The sequence below is a fragment of the Pseudomonas entomophila genome (genome assembly GCF_029193575.1).
Classification (GTDB): domain Bacteria; phylum Pseudomonadota; class Gammaproteobacteria; order Pseudomonadales; family Pseudomonadaceae; genus Aquipseudomonas; species Aquipseudomonas entomophila_G.
In genome coordinates this window covers 1-16,145 of record NZ_JARGCS010000006.1, presented here as the reverse complement: position 1 = coordinate 16,145, position 16,145 = coordinate 1, and the positions used below count along the sequence as shown (strand labels likewise).

Annotated in this window: 13 protein-coding genes and 1 pseudogene; 13 read left to right on the top strand and 1 reads right to left on the bottom strand. The window is 59.5% G+C overall.

What is annotated here, in order from left to right:
* The 13 genes and pseudogenes from tssF to P0Y43_RS00700 form a co-directional block, all read left to right on the top strand.
* A complete protein-coding gene (tssF, locus tag P0Y43_RS00760) occupies nucleotides 1–1,767 on the top strand; it encodes a type VI secretion system baseplate subunit TssF (RefSeq protein ID WP_275635383.1) in 1,767 nt (588 codons plus the stop codon).
* The gene (gene tssG / locus P0Y43_RS00755) at nucleotides 1,731–2,762 is read left to right on the top strand and encodes a type VI secretion system baseplate subunit TssG (protein ID WP_275635382.1); all 1,032 of its coding nucleotides are present in this window, start codon (nucleotides 1,731–1,733) and stop codon (nucleotides 2,760–2,762) included. The genes tssF and tssG overlap by 37 nt, the downstream gene beginning before the upstream one ends.
* Nucleotides 2,759–3,322, top strand: coding sequence for an FHA domain-containing protein (locus P0Y43_RS00750; RefSeq protein ID WP_275635381.1), 564 nt, complete (start codon nucleotides 2,759–2,761; stop codon nucleotides 3,320–3,322). The genes tssG and P0Y43_RS00750 overlap by 4 nt, the downstream gene beginning before the upstream one ends.
* A complete protein-coding gene (gene tssJ, locus P0Y43_RS00745; protein WP_275635380.1) occupies nucleotides 3,319–4,113 on the top strand; it encodes a type VI secretion system lipoprotein TssJ in 795 nt (264 codons plus the stop codon). The genes P0Y43_RS00750 and tssJ overlap by 4 nt, the downstream gene beginning before the upstream one ends.
* 51 nt (nucleotides 4,114–4,164) lie before the next feature.
* Nucleotides 4,165–5,502 (top strand): type VI secretion system baseplate subunit TssK, encoded by a 1,338-nt coding sequence (gene tssK, locus P0Y43_RS00740; protein WP_275635379.1) that lies wholly within the window; start codon nucleotides 4,165–4,167, stop codon nucleotides 5,500–5,502.
* Between the two features lies 1 nt (nucleotide 5,503).
* Nucleotides 5,504–6,352, top strand: a complete 849-nt coding sequence (gene icmH, locus P0Y43_RS00735) for a type IVB secretion system protein IcmH/DotU (RefSeq protein WP_430540208.1) — start codon at nucleotides 5,504–5,506, stop codon at nucleotides 6,350–6,352.
* A gap of 131 nt (nucleotides 6,353–6,483) precedes the next feature.
* A complete protein-coding gene (locus P0Y43_RS00730; RefSeq protein ID WP_275635378.1) occupies nucleotides 6,484–6,999 on the top strand; it encodes an Hcp family type VI secretion system effector in 516 nt (171 codons plus the stop codon).
* A 75-nt stretch (nucleotides 7,000–7,074) separates the two neighbouring features.
* Nucleotides 7,075–9,246, top strand: a complete 2,172-nt coding sequence (locus P0Y43_RS00725) for a type VI secretion system Vgr family protein (RefSeq protein ID WP_275635377.1) — start codon at nucleotides 7,075–7,077, stop codon at nucleotides 9,244–9,246.
* Nucleotides 9,243–10,130, top strand: a complete 888-nt coding sequence (locus tag P0Y43_RS00720) for a DUF4123 domain-containing protein (protein ID WP_275635376.1) — start codon at nucleotides 9,243–9,245, stop codon at nucleotides 10,128–10,130. The genes P0Y43_RS00725 and P0Y43_RS00720 overlap by 4 nt, the downstream gene beginning before the upstream one ends.
* Before the next feature lie 10 nt (nucleotides 10,131–10,140).
* Entirely contained in the window at nucleotides 10,141–12,762 is a 2,622-nt protein-coding gene (locus P0Y43_RS00715; protein ID WP_275635375.1) for a T6SS effector BTH_I2691 family protein, read from the top strand.
* Complete coding sequence (locus P0Y43_RS00710; protein ID WP_275635374.1) at nucleotides 12,763–13,920, top strand: DUF6708 domain-containing protein; 1,158 nt, start codon at nucleotides 12,763–12,765, stop codon at nucleotides 13,918–13,920.
* On the top strand, nucleotides 13,917–14,192 hold the full coding sequence (locus P0Y43_RS00705) for a PAAR domain-containing protein (protein WP_275635373.1): 276 nt from the start codon (nucleotides 13,917–13,919) through the stop codon (nucleotides 14,190–14,192). The genes P0Y43_RS00710 and P0Y43_RS00705 overlap by 4 nt, the downstream gene beginning before the upstream one ends.
* 21 nt (nucleotides 14,193–14,213) lie before the next feature.
* Nucleotides 14,214–14,472: pseudogene (locus tag P0Y43_RS00700) on the top strand (IS5/IS1182 family transposase); the annotation flags it as partial.
* A gap of 45 nt (nucleotides 14,473–14,517) precedes the next feature.
* Here the strand turns inward: P0Y43_RS00700 and tnpC are convergent.
* On the bottom strand, nucleotides 14,518–16,047 hold the full coding sequence (gene tnpC / locus P0Y43_RS00695; RefSeq protein ID WP_275635372.1) for an IS66 family transposase: 1,530 nt from the start codon (nucleotides 16,045–16,047) through the stop codon (nucleotides 14,518–14,520).
* Between the last annotated feature and the right edge of the window lie 98 nt (nucleotides 16,048–16,145).

Genomic DNA, 16,145 nt, shown 5'->3' with positions numbered 1-16,145 from the left:
ATGTCGTTGAAGGACCGTTTCAGCGAAGAGCTTCGCTACCTGCGTGAGTTAGGTAGTGATTTCGCACAGGACAATCCGCAACTTGCGCAGTTTCTCGGCAAGGACAGCAGCGACCCCGATGTAGAGCGGTTGTTGGAAGGTTTTGCCTTCCTCACCGCCAAGCTACGGCTCAAGCTCGAAGATGACCTGCCAGAGCTGACGCACGCCATGCTGCAGCTGCTCTGGCCCAACTACCTTCGACCTCTGCCCAGCACCACGATCATTCAGTTCTCGCCGCTGAAGCAGTCGCTTAGCCAGACACACACCGTGCCCAAGGGTTCGCGCCTGTTTTCCAAACCGGTAGAGGGTATCGCCTGCGAATACCGCACCTGTACCGCTGTAAAGCTGCACCCCTTCGCAATCGACGACGTGACTGCGACCCAGACACTCGATAGCTCGACCGTGTGCATGACCCTCGCATCATTGGTTCAGCGTCCATTGAATTCTCTGGGCTGCGAGAGCCTGGAGTTTCACCTGAGCGGCGAGGACCGCTGCGCTCAAACGCTCTACCTCTGGCTATCGCAGTACCTAAAGCATATCAGCGTGGTCATCGATGGCGAAGTGCGCCGGTTGCCGGCGAGCAGCATTGCGTTTCCCGGCTTCAGCGCCGACGAAGCCTTGCTGCCCTATCCGCAAAACGTCTTCGATGGTTACCGGATCCTACAGGAGTACTTTGTCTTTCCTCAACGCTTCCACTTCTTCAACCTGATGGGCTTGGACAGGCTCTGGCCGGACCGAGAGAGCCACAACGTCCACATCGAGTTCCACTTCAGCCGCCAACTGCCCGATTCCATACGCGTCGGGAAAAACGACTTCAGTCTGTTCTGCACGCCCGCAGTCAACCTGTTCAAGCACGGTGCCGAGCCCATCGACCTGTCCGGCCATGCCGGCTTGGTCACCTTGCTCCCCAGCGGTCGCAAACCACACGCCTACGAAATATTCAGCGTCGACCAGGTAATCAGCACACGCACGACGTCAGACGGCAGCCCTGGGGAGCAACTACGAACCTTCCGCGCCTTCGAGTCGTTCGCCCATGAGATCGAACACGTCCAAGGCCGTACGGCGCTGTACTACCGCTGCAAGGTCGAAGAGTCCCTGCGTGGCGATGGTGTCATTCACCGCATAGGCTTCGTCCGTGCCGATGAAAGCGCCTATATCGGTACGCTGGAAACCGCCTCAATCGATCTGACCTGCACCAATCGGGATCTACCGCAAGCCCTGGGTATCGGCGACATCAGCGTGATCACCGAGGTCACCCCGCCGCTGGCCACCTACCGCAACATCTGCCGCCCTACCCGCGCCTATCGACCAGTGCTGGACGGCCAATTGCAGTGGTCGCTGATCTCCAACCTATCGCTCAACTATCTGTCGCTATTGTCCGCTGAACCGCTAAGGGCAGTGCTCGGGGCCTACGATTTCGCCGCCTTGCATGACATTCAGCAAGCGCGCGCCACACGCAAACGCCTGAACGGGATCAGCGACGCACACACCGAACCGCTGGACTGGTTGATCAAGGGGCTGCCCATCCGCGGCCTGCGCACGCAATTGAAACTCGACCAGGACGCCTTCCTCTGCGAGGGCGACCTCTACCTGTTCGGCTGCGTGCTTTCGCAGTTCTTCGCCCTGTACGCCAGTATCAATTCCTTCCATCGATTGGAAGTGATAAACACCACCAACAACGAGCACTACACATGGCCACTGCTGACCGGCAGACAACCGCTGATCTAGCCGACACGCTGCTTGCAGAGGCGCACCTGCACAACTTCTTCCAGTTGCTGGAAAGGTTGCACGCCCTGCATGGTGACGACTTGGAGCCCCGTTGGCCGGACGCAGCTACACGCCAGCGTGTACGCCTTGCCAGCGATCCGCGGCTGAGTTTTCCTTCCTCGGACGTGCTGAAGGCGGAACGCCTCACGACATTGGCCAGCGCCGACGAGCCACTTCGCTACCGCGTCTGCACCACGTTCCTGGGCCTGCACGGAACCGACTCGCCGCTGCCGACCTATTATCTGGAGCAGCTCGCGTACGAGCACGCCCAGGGCCTGGGGGCCCGCCCCGCATTCTTCGACTTTTTCAACCACTACCTGCTCGGTCTGCTGCACCGCATCTGGCGCAAGTACCGCTACTACGTCCGTTTCCAGGCCGGTGCTGGCGACCAGTTCTCGCAGTACGTGTTCGCACTGATCGGCCTGAACAACAGGCAGCTGCGCGGCAACACCGCATTGCCGTGGAGTCGCCTGCTCAGTTTCGCCGGCGTTATTGCCAGCCGCAGCCGCGCGCCAGGTACGGTGGCCGGAATCATCGCTCATTGCTTCGACTTGAAGCAGGTGCAGATCCGGGAGTTCGAGACACGCTCGGTACCCACGGACGCCGAACAGACCATGCGCCTGGGCAAGGTCAACGGCTGCCTCGGCAGCACATTCGTGGTCGGCGATCGCACGCGAACCCGCAGCAGCAAGTTCACCATCCTGCTCGGCGACCTGGATCAGACGCAGCTACGTGACTTGCTTCCCAGTGGCATCAATTTCAGCCGCTTGCGTGCATTGATCGATTTCCTTTTGCGTGATGCCCTGGCCTACGACCTGGAGCTGCGCCTGAAGCAGAACGCCCTTTCTCCCTTCTGCCTTCATCGAAGCCAAGGTGCTCACCTGGGCTGGACCAGTTTCATCGACGACAAGCATGGCCTGGGCAGCCCAGTCGTACGTATCCGGGGGCGCGCATGAACACCTTGACCTTGAACATCGTCAACCTCGAAGAGCTCCAGCACGGTGTCCTCACGCGGCATCAATTCGACCGCAATGGCGGCACCATCGGCAGCCACGGTGCCAATTGGCTGATGTTCGACCGCGATCGGCGCATTCAACCGGTTCACTGCGAAATACGTTGGATGGAAGGCAGTTTCTGCGCCATCGACCGCTGCAACCAGACCTACCTCAATCACAGCTCGCAGACCCTTGGGGAGAATGCCCCGGTACGGCTTCAGGAAGGTGATGAACTGCGTGTCGGTGCTTATCGTTTGCAGGTTCATTTCCAGCAGGATCGGACGGGCGAGCACTCGCTGGACTCACTGCTCACACCTCATCAGCGGGCGCTCGACGCGCTGCTGGCGAGTGCTGCGCCCAGCTTCATGGACACACCTCACACACCTGCTGCCACGGACATCTGTGAAGCATTCGCACCTGGGATAGGTCATGACCCGCTGGCCGCGCTCAACAGGCGCCTCCCTACCAAGCCTGAAGAGGAAAACGCCCTACAGCATCTCCTCATGGGAGAGCTGTCATGAAGCGCCACACGTTACTCGCCCTGCCTTTACTGTCGGCGCTTATTGGAACGCCTGGCTGCACGTTCCTGGGCAAGATGGGCCAGGTGATCATGGACCCCTCCGTACCCGTCGGCGCCTTGAAGGACCAACCCACCGAGGTGGCTTTCAGCATGAACGCCAGCGCCACCCTCAACGGCAATCCCAACAGCCTTGATATGCCGGTTGAGAAGGAGCATGTACTGGAGCCCAGCCCGTACGCAGTGAGCCTCAGCGCCGACGACCCCTACGCGCTGACCGAAAAGGTCGGAGGTTTGCTGGCGTACTTGCAGGAGCAGTTTCCAGCCCCTCCCGCGGTGGTGCTGGACGATGAGGACGAAGCTTTGGGGCGCTCCACCCTGGAGGAAAGCACACTGGGTAGCTACGAAGACCCGACCGTGGTTCTGGACCTGCCAGGCCCTGCACCCGTAGCGGCAGAGCCTATCGCCACGCCCATCGCCATCAAGATCCTGCAACTGCGTGACGATTCGTTGCTGCGCAACAGCGCCTATCAGCTACTGGACCAGAACCCGGCGAAAGCCCTGCGCAGCACCTACATCCGCGACGACGACTACCTGTTGTCCCCCGGCCAATTCAAGTTCGTGCCTTTCGAACCCCTACACGCGGACACCCGTTTCATCGCGGTGATTGCCGACTACAGCAGCCAAGAGAACGCCACTTGGCAGCAGGTGCTTCGCATCGCGCCGCGGGGCCGCCAGATCGTGCTTTCCGTGCTGGTCAATGACGCGCAGATCCTGCTCAAGGAGGAGAACTGATGCACTTCCCTTGCACTGTCCTTCCGTCCCTTTTTCAGTCTTGGAGCGCCTATGAGCTCGCGTAACCCCGTTCTTTGGCCCGAAGGCCTGTTCGTCAAACCCCAGCACTTCCAGCAGGCAGCAAGGGCCAGTGAAGCGGCATTCCACCAACGCCTGAGCAGCCTTAATGCTGCCTTCTTCGGCTTCAGCGAATTGCAACTGAACGACGAATACTTGAGCCTCGGCAAGATCGCCATCACGCGGGCACGCGGCATCATGCCGGACGGCACGGTGTTCGACATTCCAGGCGACCTGCCGCCTCCCCCGCCCCTGGAAGTCAGTGGTGACGTATCGAAGAACAGCGAAATCTACCTCTGCCTGCCACTGCGCACAGACGGCGGCCGAGAGGTGAGCTGGCCAGACAACGCCGCCAACTTCCGTTACGTCGCGCAAGCGTTGGAAATCAAGGACACCCACACCGCCGACGGTGACTTGGTGCAGATCGACCTGGCGTTACCTAATCTTCAGCTCCGCCGTGAGGAGCAGGACAGCAGCGCCTATACACACCTCGCATTGGCCCGGATCCTGGAACGACGCCCCGACGGCGCGCTGCGACTGGACGAGGGGTTCTACCCCACCAGTGTGAGCGTACAAGCGGTGCCAGCACTCAAGCGCTTTCTCGATGAGATCACCAACACACTGCGCGAACGCGCACGCAACCTGGCTGCACGTATCGGCTCATCAGCCCAGTCCGGGGTCGCCGATATCCGCGACTTCAACCTGCTGCAAGCCATGAATCGCTGGTGGCCTTGCTTCCAGCATCTGGCCCGCCAGCCACACGCACACCCCGAACAGCTCTACCTTGCCATGAGCCAGGCTTGCGGCGAGCTGGTGACGTTCACGGATGAAAGCCGGCTTCCGCAAGAGTACCCCGCGTATCACCACACGGCGTTGTGGACCTCGTTCAAGCCGCTGGAGGACACGCTGCGCCGAGCCCTGAGCACGGTACTGCAACCACGTGCCCTATCCCTGCCCCTCGAATCGCTGCAGTACGGCGTGATGACAGCAACGTTGGACGACCGTCGTTTGATCGACGAGGCGGCATTCATTCTGGCCGTGCGTGCCAACCTGCCACCGGAGACCCTGCGCCACCAGTTCCTGCAGAAAGCCAAGGTCACTTCGCTGGCAGCGCTCGATGACCTCGTCCCGCTGCAACTACCTGGCATTCCTTTGCTGCCCTTGCCGGTGGCGCCGCGTGAGCTGCCCTTCCATGCGGGCTTCAGCTACTTCGAACTGGACCAACGAAACGCAGCCTGGGCTGCCATGAAGGGCAGCAATGGGTTCGGCTTCCATATCGCAGGTGACTTCCCAGGTCTGGAGTTGCAGTTCTGGGCGATCAGGAGTGAGTGAAATGACAACCTCTAAAGGGGCTACATCTGGGACAGACCAGATGGACGTAATGACTTCGCTTGCCCTAGCAAGCAAAAACGATGCTTTCAGCGAAGTCACTACCAGGAACTCGCAAACCGAGGCAGGGGCTTTAGGTTACAACGCCGACCCGGAATTCCGACTGCGCGGAGGCTACAGCAACCCGATGGTGGATGCCGCCATGCCGTTGTTCGGCTTGGTGATACGCCTGCGAACGCTGGATCAGTTGCCCAACATCGAAGAGGTGTACACGCAGGTACGTAACCAAGTCAGCACCATCCTGGAGGAACTGCGCCAACACACCTACGAGCCCGCGCATCTACTGGCCTACTCGTATGCCCTCTGCCTGCACGTGGACGAGGCGGTGATGAGCCGCCCCTGGGGCAAGAGTTCCCGCTGGAGCCAAGAACCTCTGCTCAGTGTCTTCCATCACGAAACCTGGGGGGGCGAGAAGTTCTTCACTGTGCTCTCGCGAATGCTACAGGAGCCACAGCGCTACAAGGATGTATTGGAGTTCATGTACCTGTGCCTGTGCCTTGGCCTGAAAGGCAAGTACGGCGTCGCTCCCAGGGGTGACGAAGCTCTCCAGTCGCTTATCGACAAACTCTATAGGGTCATCCGAGAGCTGCGCGGCCCTATACCAGAACGGGCTTGCGAGCCACTCACCCATGTAGCGCCCAGCAACTACCGCATGAACCGGCAATGGCCGTGGTGGAGCCCTCTGGCGATCTGCACGGCGCTAATGGCGGTGACCTACGCCGTTTACAGCCATCGGCTGCACCTGATTACCAGCGAAGTGCTGCGCTCGCTCAACGGCGTATTGCTGCAGTAGCCAGCACACGCCTCCAAACGAACCCAACGAATTAGCGAGGCGCAAGCCTCGTTAGAAAGCCCATCGTTCCCGATGGCCATGCCACCCCACGGTGAGCATGTTTTATCCACATGGACGCAGGAGAATCTGCAATGCCAACACCCGCTTACATCAAGATCGAAGGCCAGACCCAAGGCAACATCACCGCTGGCGCATTCACCTCCGATTCGGTCGGCAACGTGTTTGTCGAAGGCCACGAAGACGAGATCCTGGTGCAGGAAATCAAGCACCAGGTGACCGTGCCCACCGACCCCCAGAGCGGTCAGCCATCCGGCCAACGGGTCCACAAACCCTTCATTTTTACCAGCTCGCTGAACAAGGCCACGCCACTGATGTACCAGGCCCTGGCGAGCGGTGAAATGTTGCCGACCGTGGAAGTCAACTGGTACCGCACCTCGGTGGAAGGCAAGCAGGAGCACTTCTTCACCACCAAGCTGGAGGACGCGACCATCGTCGATATCAACACCGTCCTGCCGCATGCCCAAGACAAGGAGAACGAGAACTTCACTCAGTTGATCGAGGTATCGATGTCGTACCGCAAGATCACCTGGACCCACACCACTGCGGGGACCGAAGGCTCGGACGACTGGCGCAAGCCGATTGCCTGATACAACGGCAGTGCCTGGGCAGGCTAGCCCTGCCCGGGCATTTCAATCCCATCAGACGGCAGACAAGGATTTCTCATGCCTAGCCAATCTGACCTGCGTTACAGCTTCAAACCCCTGGTCGGCAAAGCCGAATTCGAAGTGGTGTCGTTCACCCTCGAGGAAGCCATCAGCACCCCCTTCGCTTTGAACCTGGAACTGATCAGCTACGAGCACGACGTCGACTTCGGCAAGCTGCTCGACCAGCCCGCCCTATTCACGATCTGGCACGGCCAACGCCCGGTGCGCTACGTCCACGGCCTGATCAGCACCTTCAGCCAGGGCGACAGCGGCTTTCACCGCACCCGCTACCGCGCCCTGGTCGAACCACAACTGGCCCGCGCCGCCTTGCGCTCGAACTGGCGCATCTTCCAGCACAAGACCGTGCCGCAGATCCTCGAACTCATGCTCAAGCGCCAGGGCATCGCCCAGTTCGAGCTGGGCACCAGCTTCGACCACCAGGTCCGCGAATTCTGCGTCCAGGCCGGCGAGACCGACCTCGACTTCATCGCCCGCCTCGCCGCCGAGGAAGGCTTCGTCTATCGCTTCGAGCACAGCGCCAAGCAGCACAAGCTGCTCATCACCGATCGGCTACTGTCGCTTGGGCTGCTGAGCCGCGGCGACATCAAGCACGAGGATGAGGACGAAGGCTTCTTCGAGGATGAGCAGGCAACGCCTCCCAACACCGTGCTGTACCACCCCAACGGCGGCGGCGACCAACCCAGGCCGTGCCTGCGTCGGTTTCGCTACAGCGAGCAGGTGCGCACCGCCCGCCAGGTGCAGCGCGACTACACCTTCACCAACCCCGCGTACCGCCAGGAGCACGCCGCCGTCGCCTACGACGTGGATCACCAGTCCACCGAGTACGAACGCTTCGACTACCCCGGCCGCTACAAGCGCGACATCGTCGGCAAGCCCTTCACGGAAAACCGCCTCACCGCCCTGCGCCACGACGCCCGCATCGCCGAGGTACAGGGCGACGACGTGCGCCTGCAACCCGGCCTGAGCTTCACCCTGGCCGAGCACCCCCGCGACGACCTCAACACTCACTGGCGGGTAGCCACGGTGACCCACACCGGCAGCCAGTTCACCAGCCTGCAGGAAGAAGCCGCCGGTGCCGACCAAGGCACCCACTACACGCAGGAGGCGCTGCTGGTGCCCGGCATGGCCGAATGGCGCCCCGCCTCCCCGCCCAAGCCACGCATCGACGGCCCGCACATGGCAACCGTCGTCGGCCCGGAAAACGAAGAGATCTATTGCGACCCATGGGGCCGGGTCAAGGTCAGCTTCCCGTGGGACCGGGAAAGCCGCGACAACGAGTTCAGCTCCTGCTGGGTGCGGGTCGCCCAGGGCTGGGCCGGCGGCAGCTGGGGGGCGATGGCCATCCCGCGCATCGGCCAGGACGTGATCATCCAGTACGTCAATGCCGACCCCGACCAGCCGATGATCACCGGGCGCACCTACTGCGGTAACCAGCTGCCGCCCTACGACCTGCCCGAGCACAAGACGCGCATGACCATCAAGAGCCAGACCCACAAGGGGGACGGTTTCAATGAGTTGCGGTTCGAGGATGAGCTGGGGCGCCAGGAGGTGTTCATTCATGCCGAAAAAGACCAGAACAACGTTGTGAAGCACAACGAGACCACCTTCGTCGGCAACGACCGCAGCGAGAAAGTTTCGCATGACGAAGTACTTGAGGTAGGCCACAACCGACATGAAACCATCGTCCGCGACGACCGCCTGGATGTAGGCCAGGATCTCCTCTCCACAATTGCGCGGGACAAAACACTGGTCGTTAAACGCACCCATCAGATCTCCATCACCCAAGACCGCATCGAAGAGATAGGCAACACCCGAGTCGACAAGATCGCGGCCAACCACACTATCGAGATCGGCGGCTATTCAACGCTCAACGTCCAGGCGTATCACCAGGTACAAGCCGGTGAAGCTATCCGGCTTCACACGAAACATTACGAGATCCACGCTGAATCAATGAGCTGGAATACCCCGGGTGGGACGCTAACGCTGGATGCTGGCGGCCTCCAGTTCAACGGTGCCGCTGTCAATCTGGTAGCGGGGTCCATCGACCTGAAGAATGACCAAGGCGGACTCGCGGTTACAGTGGGTGGATCCCCCTATACCGGCGACCCTGTCTGCGTCAGTTGCTGGCTCAAAGCCGCAGCGGAACATCAGGCATTGGTGAAGGCATGAAGAACCTCGAACAGTCCCTGATGAACGAGTTGAATGCAGGTCGCGCTCCTCGTTATCTCCTCGCAGTCTGCGACCAAGCAGCACTCGACGAAAGTCAGCGAGAGCGCATAAAGAGGCGCTTTAAACAGAGGACCTACTCCCTACTACAAGACCCACTCTGGGAAGCGCTCTTTCCCTACAGTGCTTTGCTTGTAGCCGCTCACGAAGCCACCACAGCCGGCCATCGGGCCTTACTGGAAGCCTTCGGTGCAGACCAAGACTACTTGCCAATCGGTTGGATTGTCAGTGCTGTCCCGGGCGAACAGCTCGCCACACACCTTGCCCAGGCGACCGTGGCACACAGACCGAAAGGAGAGGACTTCCTTCTGCGCTACTTCGATCCCTTCGTACTACCAACCCTGTACCAACACGCCAATAGGGTCTGGCGGGAGGCATTCATGGCGCCCATTGCCTCTTGGTGGGTACCTCGGGCGGACGCCAAAACAGAACGTTGGGGGCGCATAGCCGGCAAAGCGATGAGCAATGCCCCCGCGCCATCCACGTTGCTGATTGACGACCTGCTCTGGCACGCCTTGATTGCTGATCCTCTGCCTCATCGGATGCTTCAGGCCATACAAAAGCATTCGCCATCGCTATTCGACACCCGATGCCCAGGTGTTCGCCTGGCGAGAATCGAAGCGCTTCTTAGCACAGCTCGCAATGCTGGTCTGACGCAGCACGATGACCTTCACGATTACGTCTTCATCGCACTAGCCCGAAAACCATCGGCACTTGAAGCGGACCGCAACTGGCAACACGCGATGCGAGGCGCCATGTCCGGCGCAGGACGTTTAGGAGAGCTGTATCTGGCACTTCAGGAACAACCAGCGCAGCGATCACGATAAGGGAAATGTCATGTCCACTAGCATTAAAACGTTGTCCGAATGGCTCGACATAAGCCGCGACACCGCCAACCTTACTCGCACCCAGAACACCCCCGGCCCTGGCGTCGACTGCCAGCGTACCCTCACCATCCTGCCGTTGCGCTACGGCGTGGTGTCTGGCACCGACCGGGCCATCGTCGAGCAACTGGCGCCCGCCCTACCTCCTCATCTGGGCAAGAAACTCACGCCCAGGCTCGCCCATAGCCACTACGCCGTACGCAGCATCCGCGAAGGCTTTGTCTATGTGTTCCTCAAGCGCAGTGGTAAACCTTACGTCTGCGAATCCGCCTACCGAGCCCACGACACCGGCTTGCTGCAGCCCATCTGGCCCTATGACCCAGGCGTGCCGATAGAGAACCTGCGCGCACTGGCAGGATGGACGCTGAAGATCGGCGACCCGGAAGACGTGGATGAAGCCCGATTGCTGTTCACCCCGGACCCGCTCAGCCCCGCCATGGTTGACCGCTATCGGGACCTCAAGCGCTACCGCGACCGCTTGCAGAAATTCGACCTGCGCACGCTCGCCAACAGCTGCGGGCTTTTCGACGACGCCATCACCCCCTCGAATGTCGACAGCACCGTGGCGGAGTTCCTGGCCACTCGTAACCCTGTCGCCAAGGCTCTGCTGGAGAGGCAAGCCTTTCCGCCTTTTCGCAGTGCGCTGTCACCTGGGGAGTCGCCCAAGTTCATAGGCTCCAGTTACCAGAATGCCCTGGATAGCCTGATGGGCGGCGGGGGTGTCGCCCTGGTGCTCCACGACCCCATAGGTATCGTGCAAGAGCTCAACGCGTGGCGCAACGACGCCATCGAAATGAATCTGCCTTGGTTGAAAACACTCGATGCGCAGGGCCTGACCAATGAGCGCAAGTATGTGGTTGCGCAGGCGCTGGATGATGTGAAAGCCGCCATGCAGGCCGGTTACGTCGAGAAGGCCGTCGACAAGGCAGCTGCAAGGCTTGAGTCTGCCAGGTATGGGCACAGGCGAAACACTGCACGGTTCGGCATCGGTTTCGAGAACATGGAGGAGCACGAGGCGCGCTACGATCCCGAACGCGTGCGCACTCAGGCCGAATCGGAAAAAACACAGGCCTTCAAAAAATATGAAGACTTGCTCGACTGGAAGGCCAAAACAAAGATCCAGTCCGATTTTTCCGCACTGGATCGCAAGGCACAGGAAGAAATGGACAGGCGCGAGGAGGATCACCTCGCCTGGCTGGACAACGATCTACTCGAGCACGCGCTCGACCTCTATGACCGCAAGCAGCCAGTCTGGGGGCAGGCATTCGCAGCCCAGATCGCGCTGTGCGTGATCGGCATGAATGGCTGCAGCAGCGGGGCGGCCCAACTTTCTTCATGGTGGACAGACACTGGCATTGCCAAACGAAACCTGGTGTGGCGTGCCATGACCTGCAACCAAACCGAGCTCGAGGAACAGGCCCGCATCGCGTTTGCCAAGGCACCGAGCGCGCAAGGATTGACGGCAGAGAACCTGGTCAACGTTCTCGACACCACAAGCAGTTGGTTCGAGAAGGTCGCTGATCTTTTCGCCAAGGCCGATGCTGCCGTCGAGGCTGCGGCCGTGGCAGGCACTTACCGCTGGTTCGACCCTCGACGGCTCAGGTTTGCACTCTCGCTGTTCTCATCCTTTCACCAATATCTCTTCAAGCTACTGCCCGGCAATGCCGTGGACCGCCATCTATTGGGCCCCATGCTCGGTTTCATCCATGCCAACCTCGGAAGGGCCGCGACCACGCTAAGAATGAGAGACCTGGCGGCGACAGGGCAAACAGCCAACCGCAACCGCGTGGCCGGGCAGGTGAACTCGCATATTGGTCGGGTGCGCAACTCACTGGTAGCCGAGTTCCAGAACGGCGGCGGCGGACAGTTCTACCAGATCCGTGGCGGCGTCATCATGGCCATGATTGAAGGGGTCGTGCTCGCGATCAAGGCCTCCAAGAAGGACGACGGCGAAAAAGAGAGACTGGAATACACAGCCGCCTTGTTGATCACCAGTGCAGCTGGGGTCGAACTGGCGGCGATCAGTATTCAGTCAGTAGTGGCACGGTATGCGCCAAGCGGGGTCGTTGGGCGGGGGGCGGCTATTGCGTTGGGGGGGTTGCGGCTTGTGAGTGGGTCGTTGGCGACTGTGGGAGGGGTCATGCTTGCGGTACTCGATTTAGAGGAAAGCGTGAAGTACTCTCAAAATAAAAACAAAACTCTTGGCCTCGCTTATTTTTCAAGATTTATTGTATCAACAGGAATATCTGGACTTACCACCCTAGTATCAATTTCTTATTCCGGGCCACTACTAAGGTTTCTCGTTGGTGCAAACAGCCAATCTGGCTTCGTGCTTGCGATAGAAAGCTTTGCAAGCTCCAGACTCATACCAGTACTTCTTCGATTAATTGGCATAGGCACGATAATTACAGTGGGCCTTAGCCTCGCCACAATCTTTCTAGCACCCAGTGAAATGGAGGAGTGGTGCTGGCACAGCAGTCTCAAAAAATGGAATACTGGCGATTTACTCAAACCATTTAAAGATCAAGAAACCGAAATGAGCCGCCTCTATGCGGCACTACAGACGGAAATATAAATGTATTTACTTGAATGGATGCTTTGGCATACACAAACCTCAAAACTTGAAAGCCAAGACTGGCAGAAAAAACTCAACAAGCACCTATCCGCCCACAGAGCAGGAAAACACAAGCACGAGGAAAGCCTACCTGGAATTCATGACCGAGCTAGTGACTACCCTTGCGCCGACGGCTCACTGCATGAGTTCAATGAGACCTACATCGACATCATCGCTGGAGGCTCGCAGTCACGACGAGGCATTATCACTTACATCACGCTAATGACGACATATTTCTTATACTTAGTCACTAACACTACTATTTTATTCAATGAATCGTGGCTTACAGGCAAGTACTTCTGGTCAAACAAACCCGCCACCACCGATGATTACGTAGCAGGGCTAATCGTAGCTTCTCTAGCCGCCACCTGTTACTACGTAACCCTAAGATATGTACGAATCTTCATCAACCTTGAAAACTTCGTCCAGCGCCGACTACTGATCCGGTTCAACCGAGTCACCCGCCAGGTCTACCTGCACCGCCCCAAGTTCGCTGGCGGCATCACCGTCCTGGACTGGGAGCAGGTCACCCACGACTCAGTCGTAGGGCAAGCCGAATCCACCAACGCCGGCCGCCAGCTCGTTCTGCTCTGGGACCCCGCCATCACTGGCCTACCCCATCTTCACCTGATGTTCGTCGGCAAAACCGCAGACGGCACCAGCGATATCGTCAACCTGTGGGAATTCATCCGCCGCTACATGGAGCAAGGCCCACAGTCAGTGCCCGCACCAAAGAAGTTGCTCGGCAAGGTGCCATGGCCCTGGCAGTCAGTCATGGCCTCCTTGAGCTTTTTCCGGCCACTTTGGCGCGCCGGGCTCCGTTGGCAGGTCGCTTTCTGGGTTGCGCTGGCCTCTCCTGCTCTAGCCCTGCATGCCGTGGGGCATTGGATATCACTGCTGCTGTGCTGGGAACCGCGCTGGCCGCGCATCATCCGCGAAGCAGGCCTGCCCGGAAAACCTATTCCCCCGCTCTCCACTGCCGCCGACTGGCCGCCATTGCCACAGGTGGACCCCCCAGCGCAAAAGCCACGGCCTGCGCGCAAGCCAAAGGCAGCCCCAGCGCCATCCGAACTCGGCTCCAGCCCTGCTCCTGACACTCAGCGACAGGAGCCGAAATGACCAAGCCATTTATCGTTCTTGGCGACACCAGCAGCCATGGCGGCACGGTACAAACCGCAACCACCGGCTTTACGGTGAACGGCACTCCCGTGGCCGGGCACGGTGACACCCTGGAATGTCCGATACACGGTCTTGTCACCATTCAAGCAACAGGCAACGGCATGAAGGCCAATGGCAAGTCACCTGCCCGTGACGGAGATAACACCTCTTGCGGGGCCTGCTTGATCGCCTCCCAGAAAGGCGTCACCTGGCAGGGTGACGCAAGAGGGTGATGACCGCTAGCAGCTTGAAAGGCGAAAGCCGCCAAGGCTGAACTAGGGCAGGAAGCGCTGACCGTGACAGCCGATATGGGCTACTCGAATGGCCAGCAGTTCCAAGCGTGTGAGGAAGCGTCCATTACCGCGTACGTGCCGCCAAACCGAACCTCGAACCCAGGCGAGAGACATTCTTCGAGCGCGAGGACTTTACCTACGACGCAGAACAAGTTCGGTACCAGCTCCGGCAGCTCAATGGCTAACCCTGAACTACCAGGCGGCAGTCAGCGACTGCGCCGTAAGCGATCCATGAATCCCACCTACCGCAAGGTGGGGTTAACGGTTAGTGTGGCATTTCCGGTGAGCAGTTCCACGGCAACAGCGCTTCATAATCTGCCACCGACTGCGCATGCGGCAGCCGCTCTAGTACGTGGCGCAGCCACGTATAGGGCTCCTGCCCGTTAATCTTAGCGGTCTCGACCAGGCTGTAGATCTGCGCGCTGGCGGTGGCGCCCTTGGGCGTGTCGCTGAACAACCAGGCCTTGCGCCCGATAACAAACGGTTTAATCGCGCGCTCCGCAGGGTTGTTATCGATAGGTAAAAAGCCAGCCTCAACGTAACGCTCCAGCCGGCTCCAATTGCTGGCCAGATAGTTAACAGCTTTGCCCAGCACGCTTTGCGGCGTCACCTGTGACTGGGTTTTGTGCCACCAGCTTTGCAACTGCGCCAGGATCGGCAGGCTCTGTTCCTGCCGGCCCATAAATCGCTGCTCGTCACTGACGTCCTTCAGTTCACGCTCGATGCCGTACAGCTTGTTGATCATTGTCAGCGCGATATCGGCACGCCCTGTCTTGCCCTTGGGCTGCACTTTTTGAGCATCGACGAACTTGCGCCACGCATGCGCCATGCACGCCAATCGTTCGACACCCGGCTGTAACGCCAAGGCGTTATAGCCGGCGTAATCGTCCGTCATCACATAGCCGCGATAATTTTCCAACAAGCGCAGCGGCACTTCCTGCGCACGGCTGGAGGTGTAGTCGAACAGCACGACTTTTCGATCCGGTGGCCCACTGGCTTGCACCCACATCCAGGATTGACTGGTCGGGTCTCGATCCGGTTCTTTAAGGACCTGAACGTGCGTTTCATCGCAATGGATGACCGGGCTTTCCAGCAACCGGTCGCGCATCAGATTCAGCAGCGGTTGCAGGTGCTCGCCGCACTGAATCACCCAACGCGCCAAGGTCTGACGCGGAATCTCGATACCGTGTCGGCTCAGCACTGTTTCGAAACGGTGCAGCGGTAAACCATCGACATACTTGGTCGTCAGCAGCATCGCCAGGACGCTCGGGCTGGCCATGCTCTTTTCGATCAACTGAGCGGGTTTGTCAGCGATGACCGGAGCGGTTTCGCAACCACGGCAGCCGTAAACTTTACGGATGTGTTTGATCACGCGAATCTGCATCGGAACGATATCCAGCTGCTCGCTGGTTTCGTCACCGATCACGTGTTTGCGGCAACCGCAGGCACAGGTCAGCTCGTGTTCGGGCAGTTCGTGGATGACTTCAATGCGCGGCAGGTCAGCGGACAGCGGTTTGCGTTTGCCGCGACGCGGGCTCGGGGCAACCACTTCCTCGTCTTCATCGAGCTGAGGTATCGACACGCTTTCCGCCTCATTGAACAACGCGAGTTGCGGCGTGTTGGGCTCAACGGTCTGCTCGGATTTGCGACTAAACAGGCGGTCGCGCAGTAGCTTGATCTGCTCTTGGAGATCAACTATTTGACCCTTATCGACCGTGCGCTCCATCAACAACTGCGCAAGCATCTGCTTGAGCAGTACCGGGTCATCAGGAAGGTCTTCGGGCATGGAAATCATGCCGCGGATTATACCGAATCAGGCGACGAATCGCGGCGTCAAAACCTGATGCGGGCGATTGCGCCAGAGGTCAAAACCGTCGAGTAACCAGTTCAGTT

Excerpts from the sequence above, each read along its gene's own strand:
- P0Y43_RS00750 (WP_275635381.1), top strand. The coding sequence starts at position 2,759 with ATGAACACCTTGACCTTGAACATCGTCAACCTCGAAGAGCTCCAGCAC.
- P0Y43_RS00705 (WP_275635373.1), top strand. The coding sequence starts at position 13,917 with ATGACCAAGCCATTTATCGTTCTTGGCGACACCAGCAGCCATGGCGGC.
- icmH (WP_430540208.1), top strand. The coding sequence starts at position 5,504 with ATGACAACCTCTAAAGGGGCTACATCTGGGACAGACCAGATGGACGTA.
- tssK (WP_275635379.1), top strand. The coding sequence starts at position 4,165 with ATGAGCTCGCGTAACCCCGTTCTTTGGCCCGAAGGCCTGTTCGTCAAA.
- P0Y43_RS00720 (WP_275635376.1), top strand. The coding sequence starts at position 9,243 with ATGAAGAACCTCGAACAGTCCCTGATGAACGAGTTGAATGCAGGTCGC.
- P0Y43_RS00710 (WP_275635374.1), top strand. The coding sequence starts at position 12,763 with ATGTATTTACTTGAATGGATGCTTTGGCATACACAAACCTCAAAACTT.
- tssJ (WP_275635380.1), top strand. The coding sequence starts at position 3,319 with ATGAAGCGCCACACGTTACTCGCCCTGCCTTTACTGTCGGCGCTTATT.
- P0Y43_RS00725 (WP_275635377.1), top strand. The coding sequence starts at position 7,075 with ATGCCTAGCCAATCTGACCTGCGTTACAGCTTCAAACCCCTGGTCGGC.
- tssF (WP_275635383.1), top strand. The coding sequence starts at position 1 with ATGTCGTTGAAGGACCGTTTCAGCGAAGAGCTTCGCTACCTGCGTGAG.
- tnpC (WP_275635372.1), bottom strand. The coding sequence starts at position 16,047 with ATGATTTCCATGCCCGAAGACCTTCCTGATGACCCGGTACTGCTCAAG.
- tssG (WP_275635382.1), top strand. The coding sequence starts at position 1,731 with ATGGCCACTGCTGACCGGCAGACAACCGCTGATCTAGCCGACACGCTG.
- P0Y43_RS00715 (WP_275635375.1), top strand. The coding sequence starts at position 10,141 with ATGTCCACTAGCATTAAAACGTTGTCCGAATGGCTCGACATAAGCCGC.
- P0Y43_RS00730 (WP_275635378.1), top strand. The coding sequence starts at position 6,484 with ATGCCAACACCCGCTTACATCAAGATCGAAGGCCAGACCCAAGGCAAC.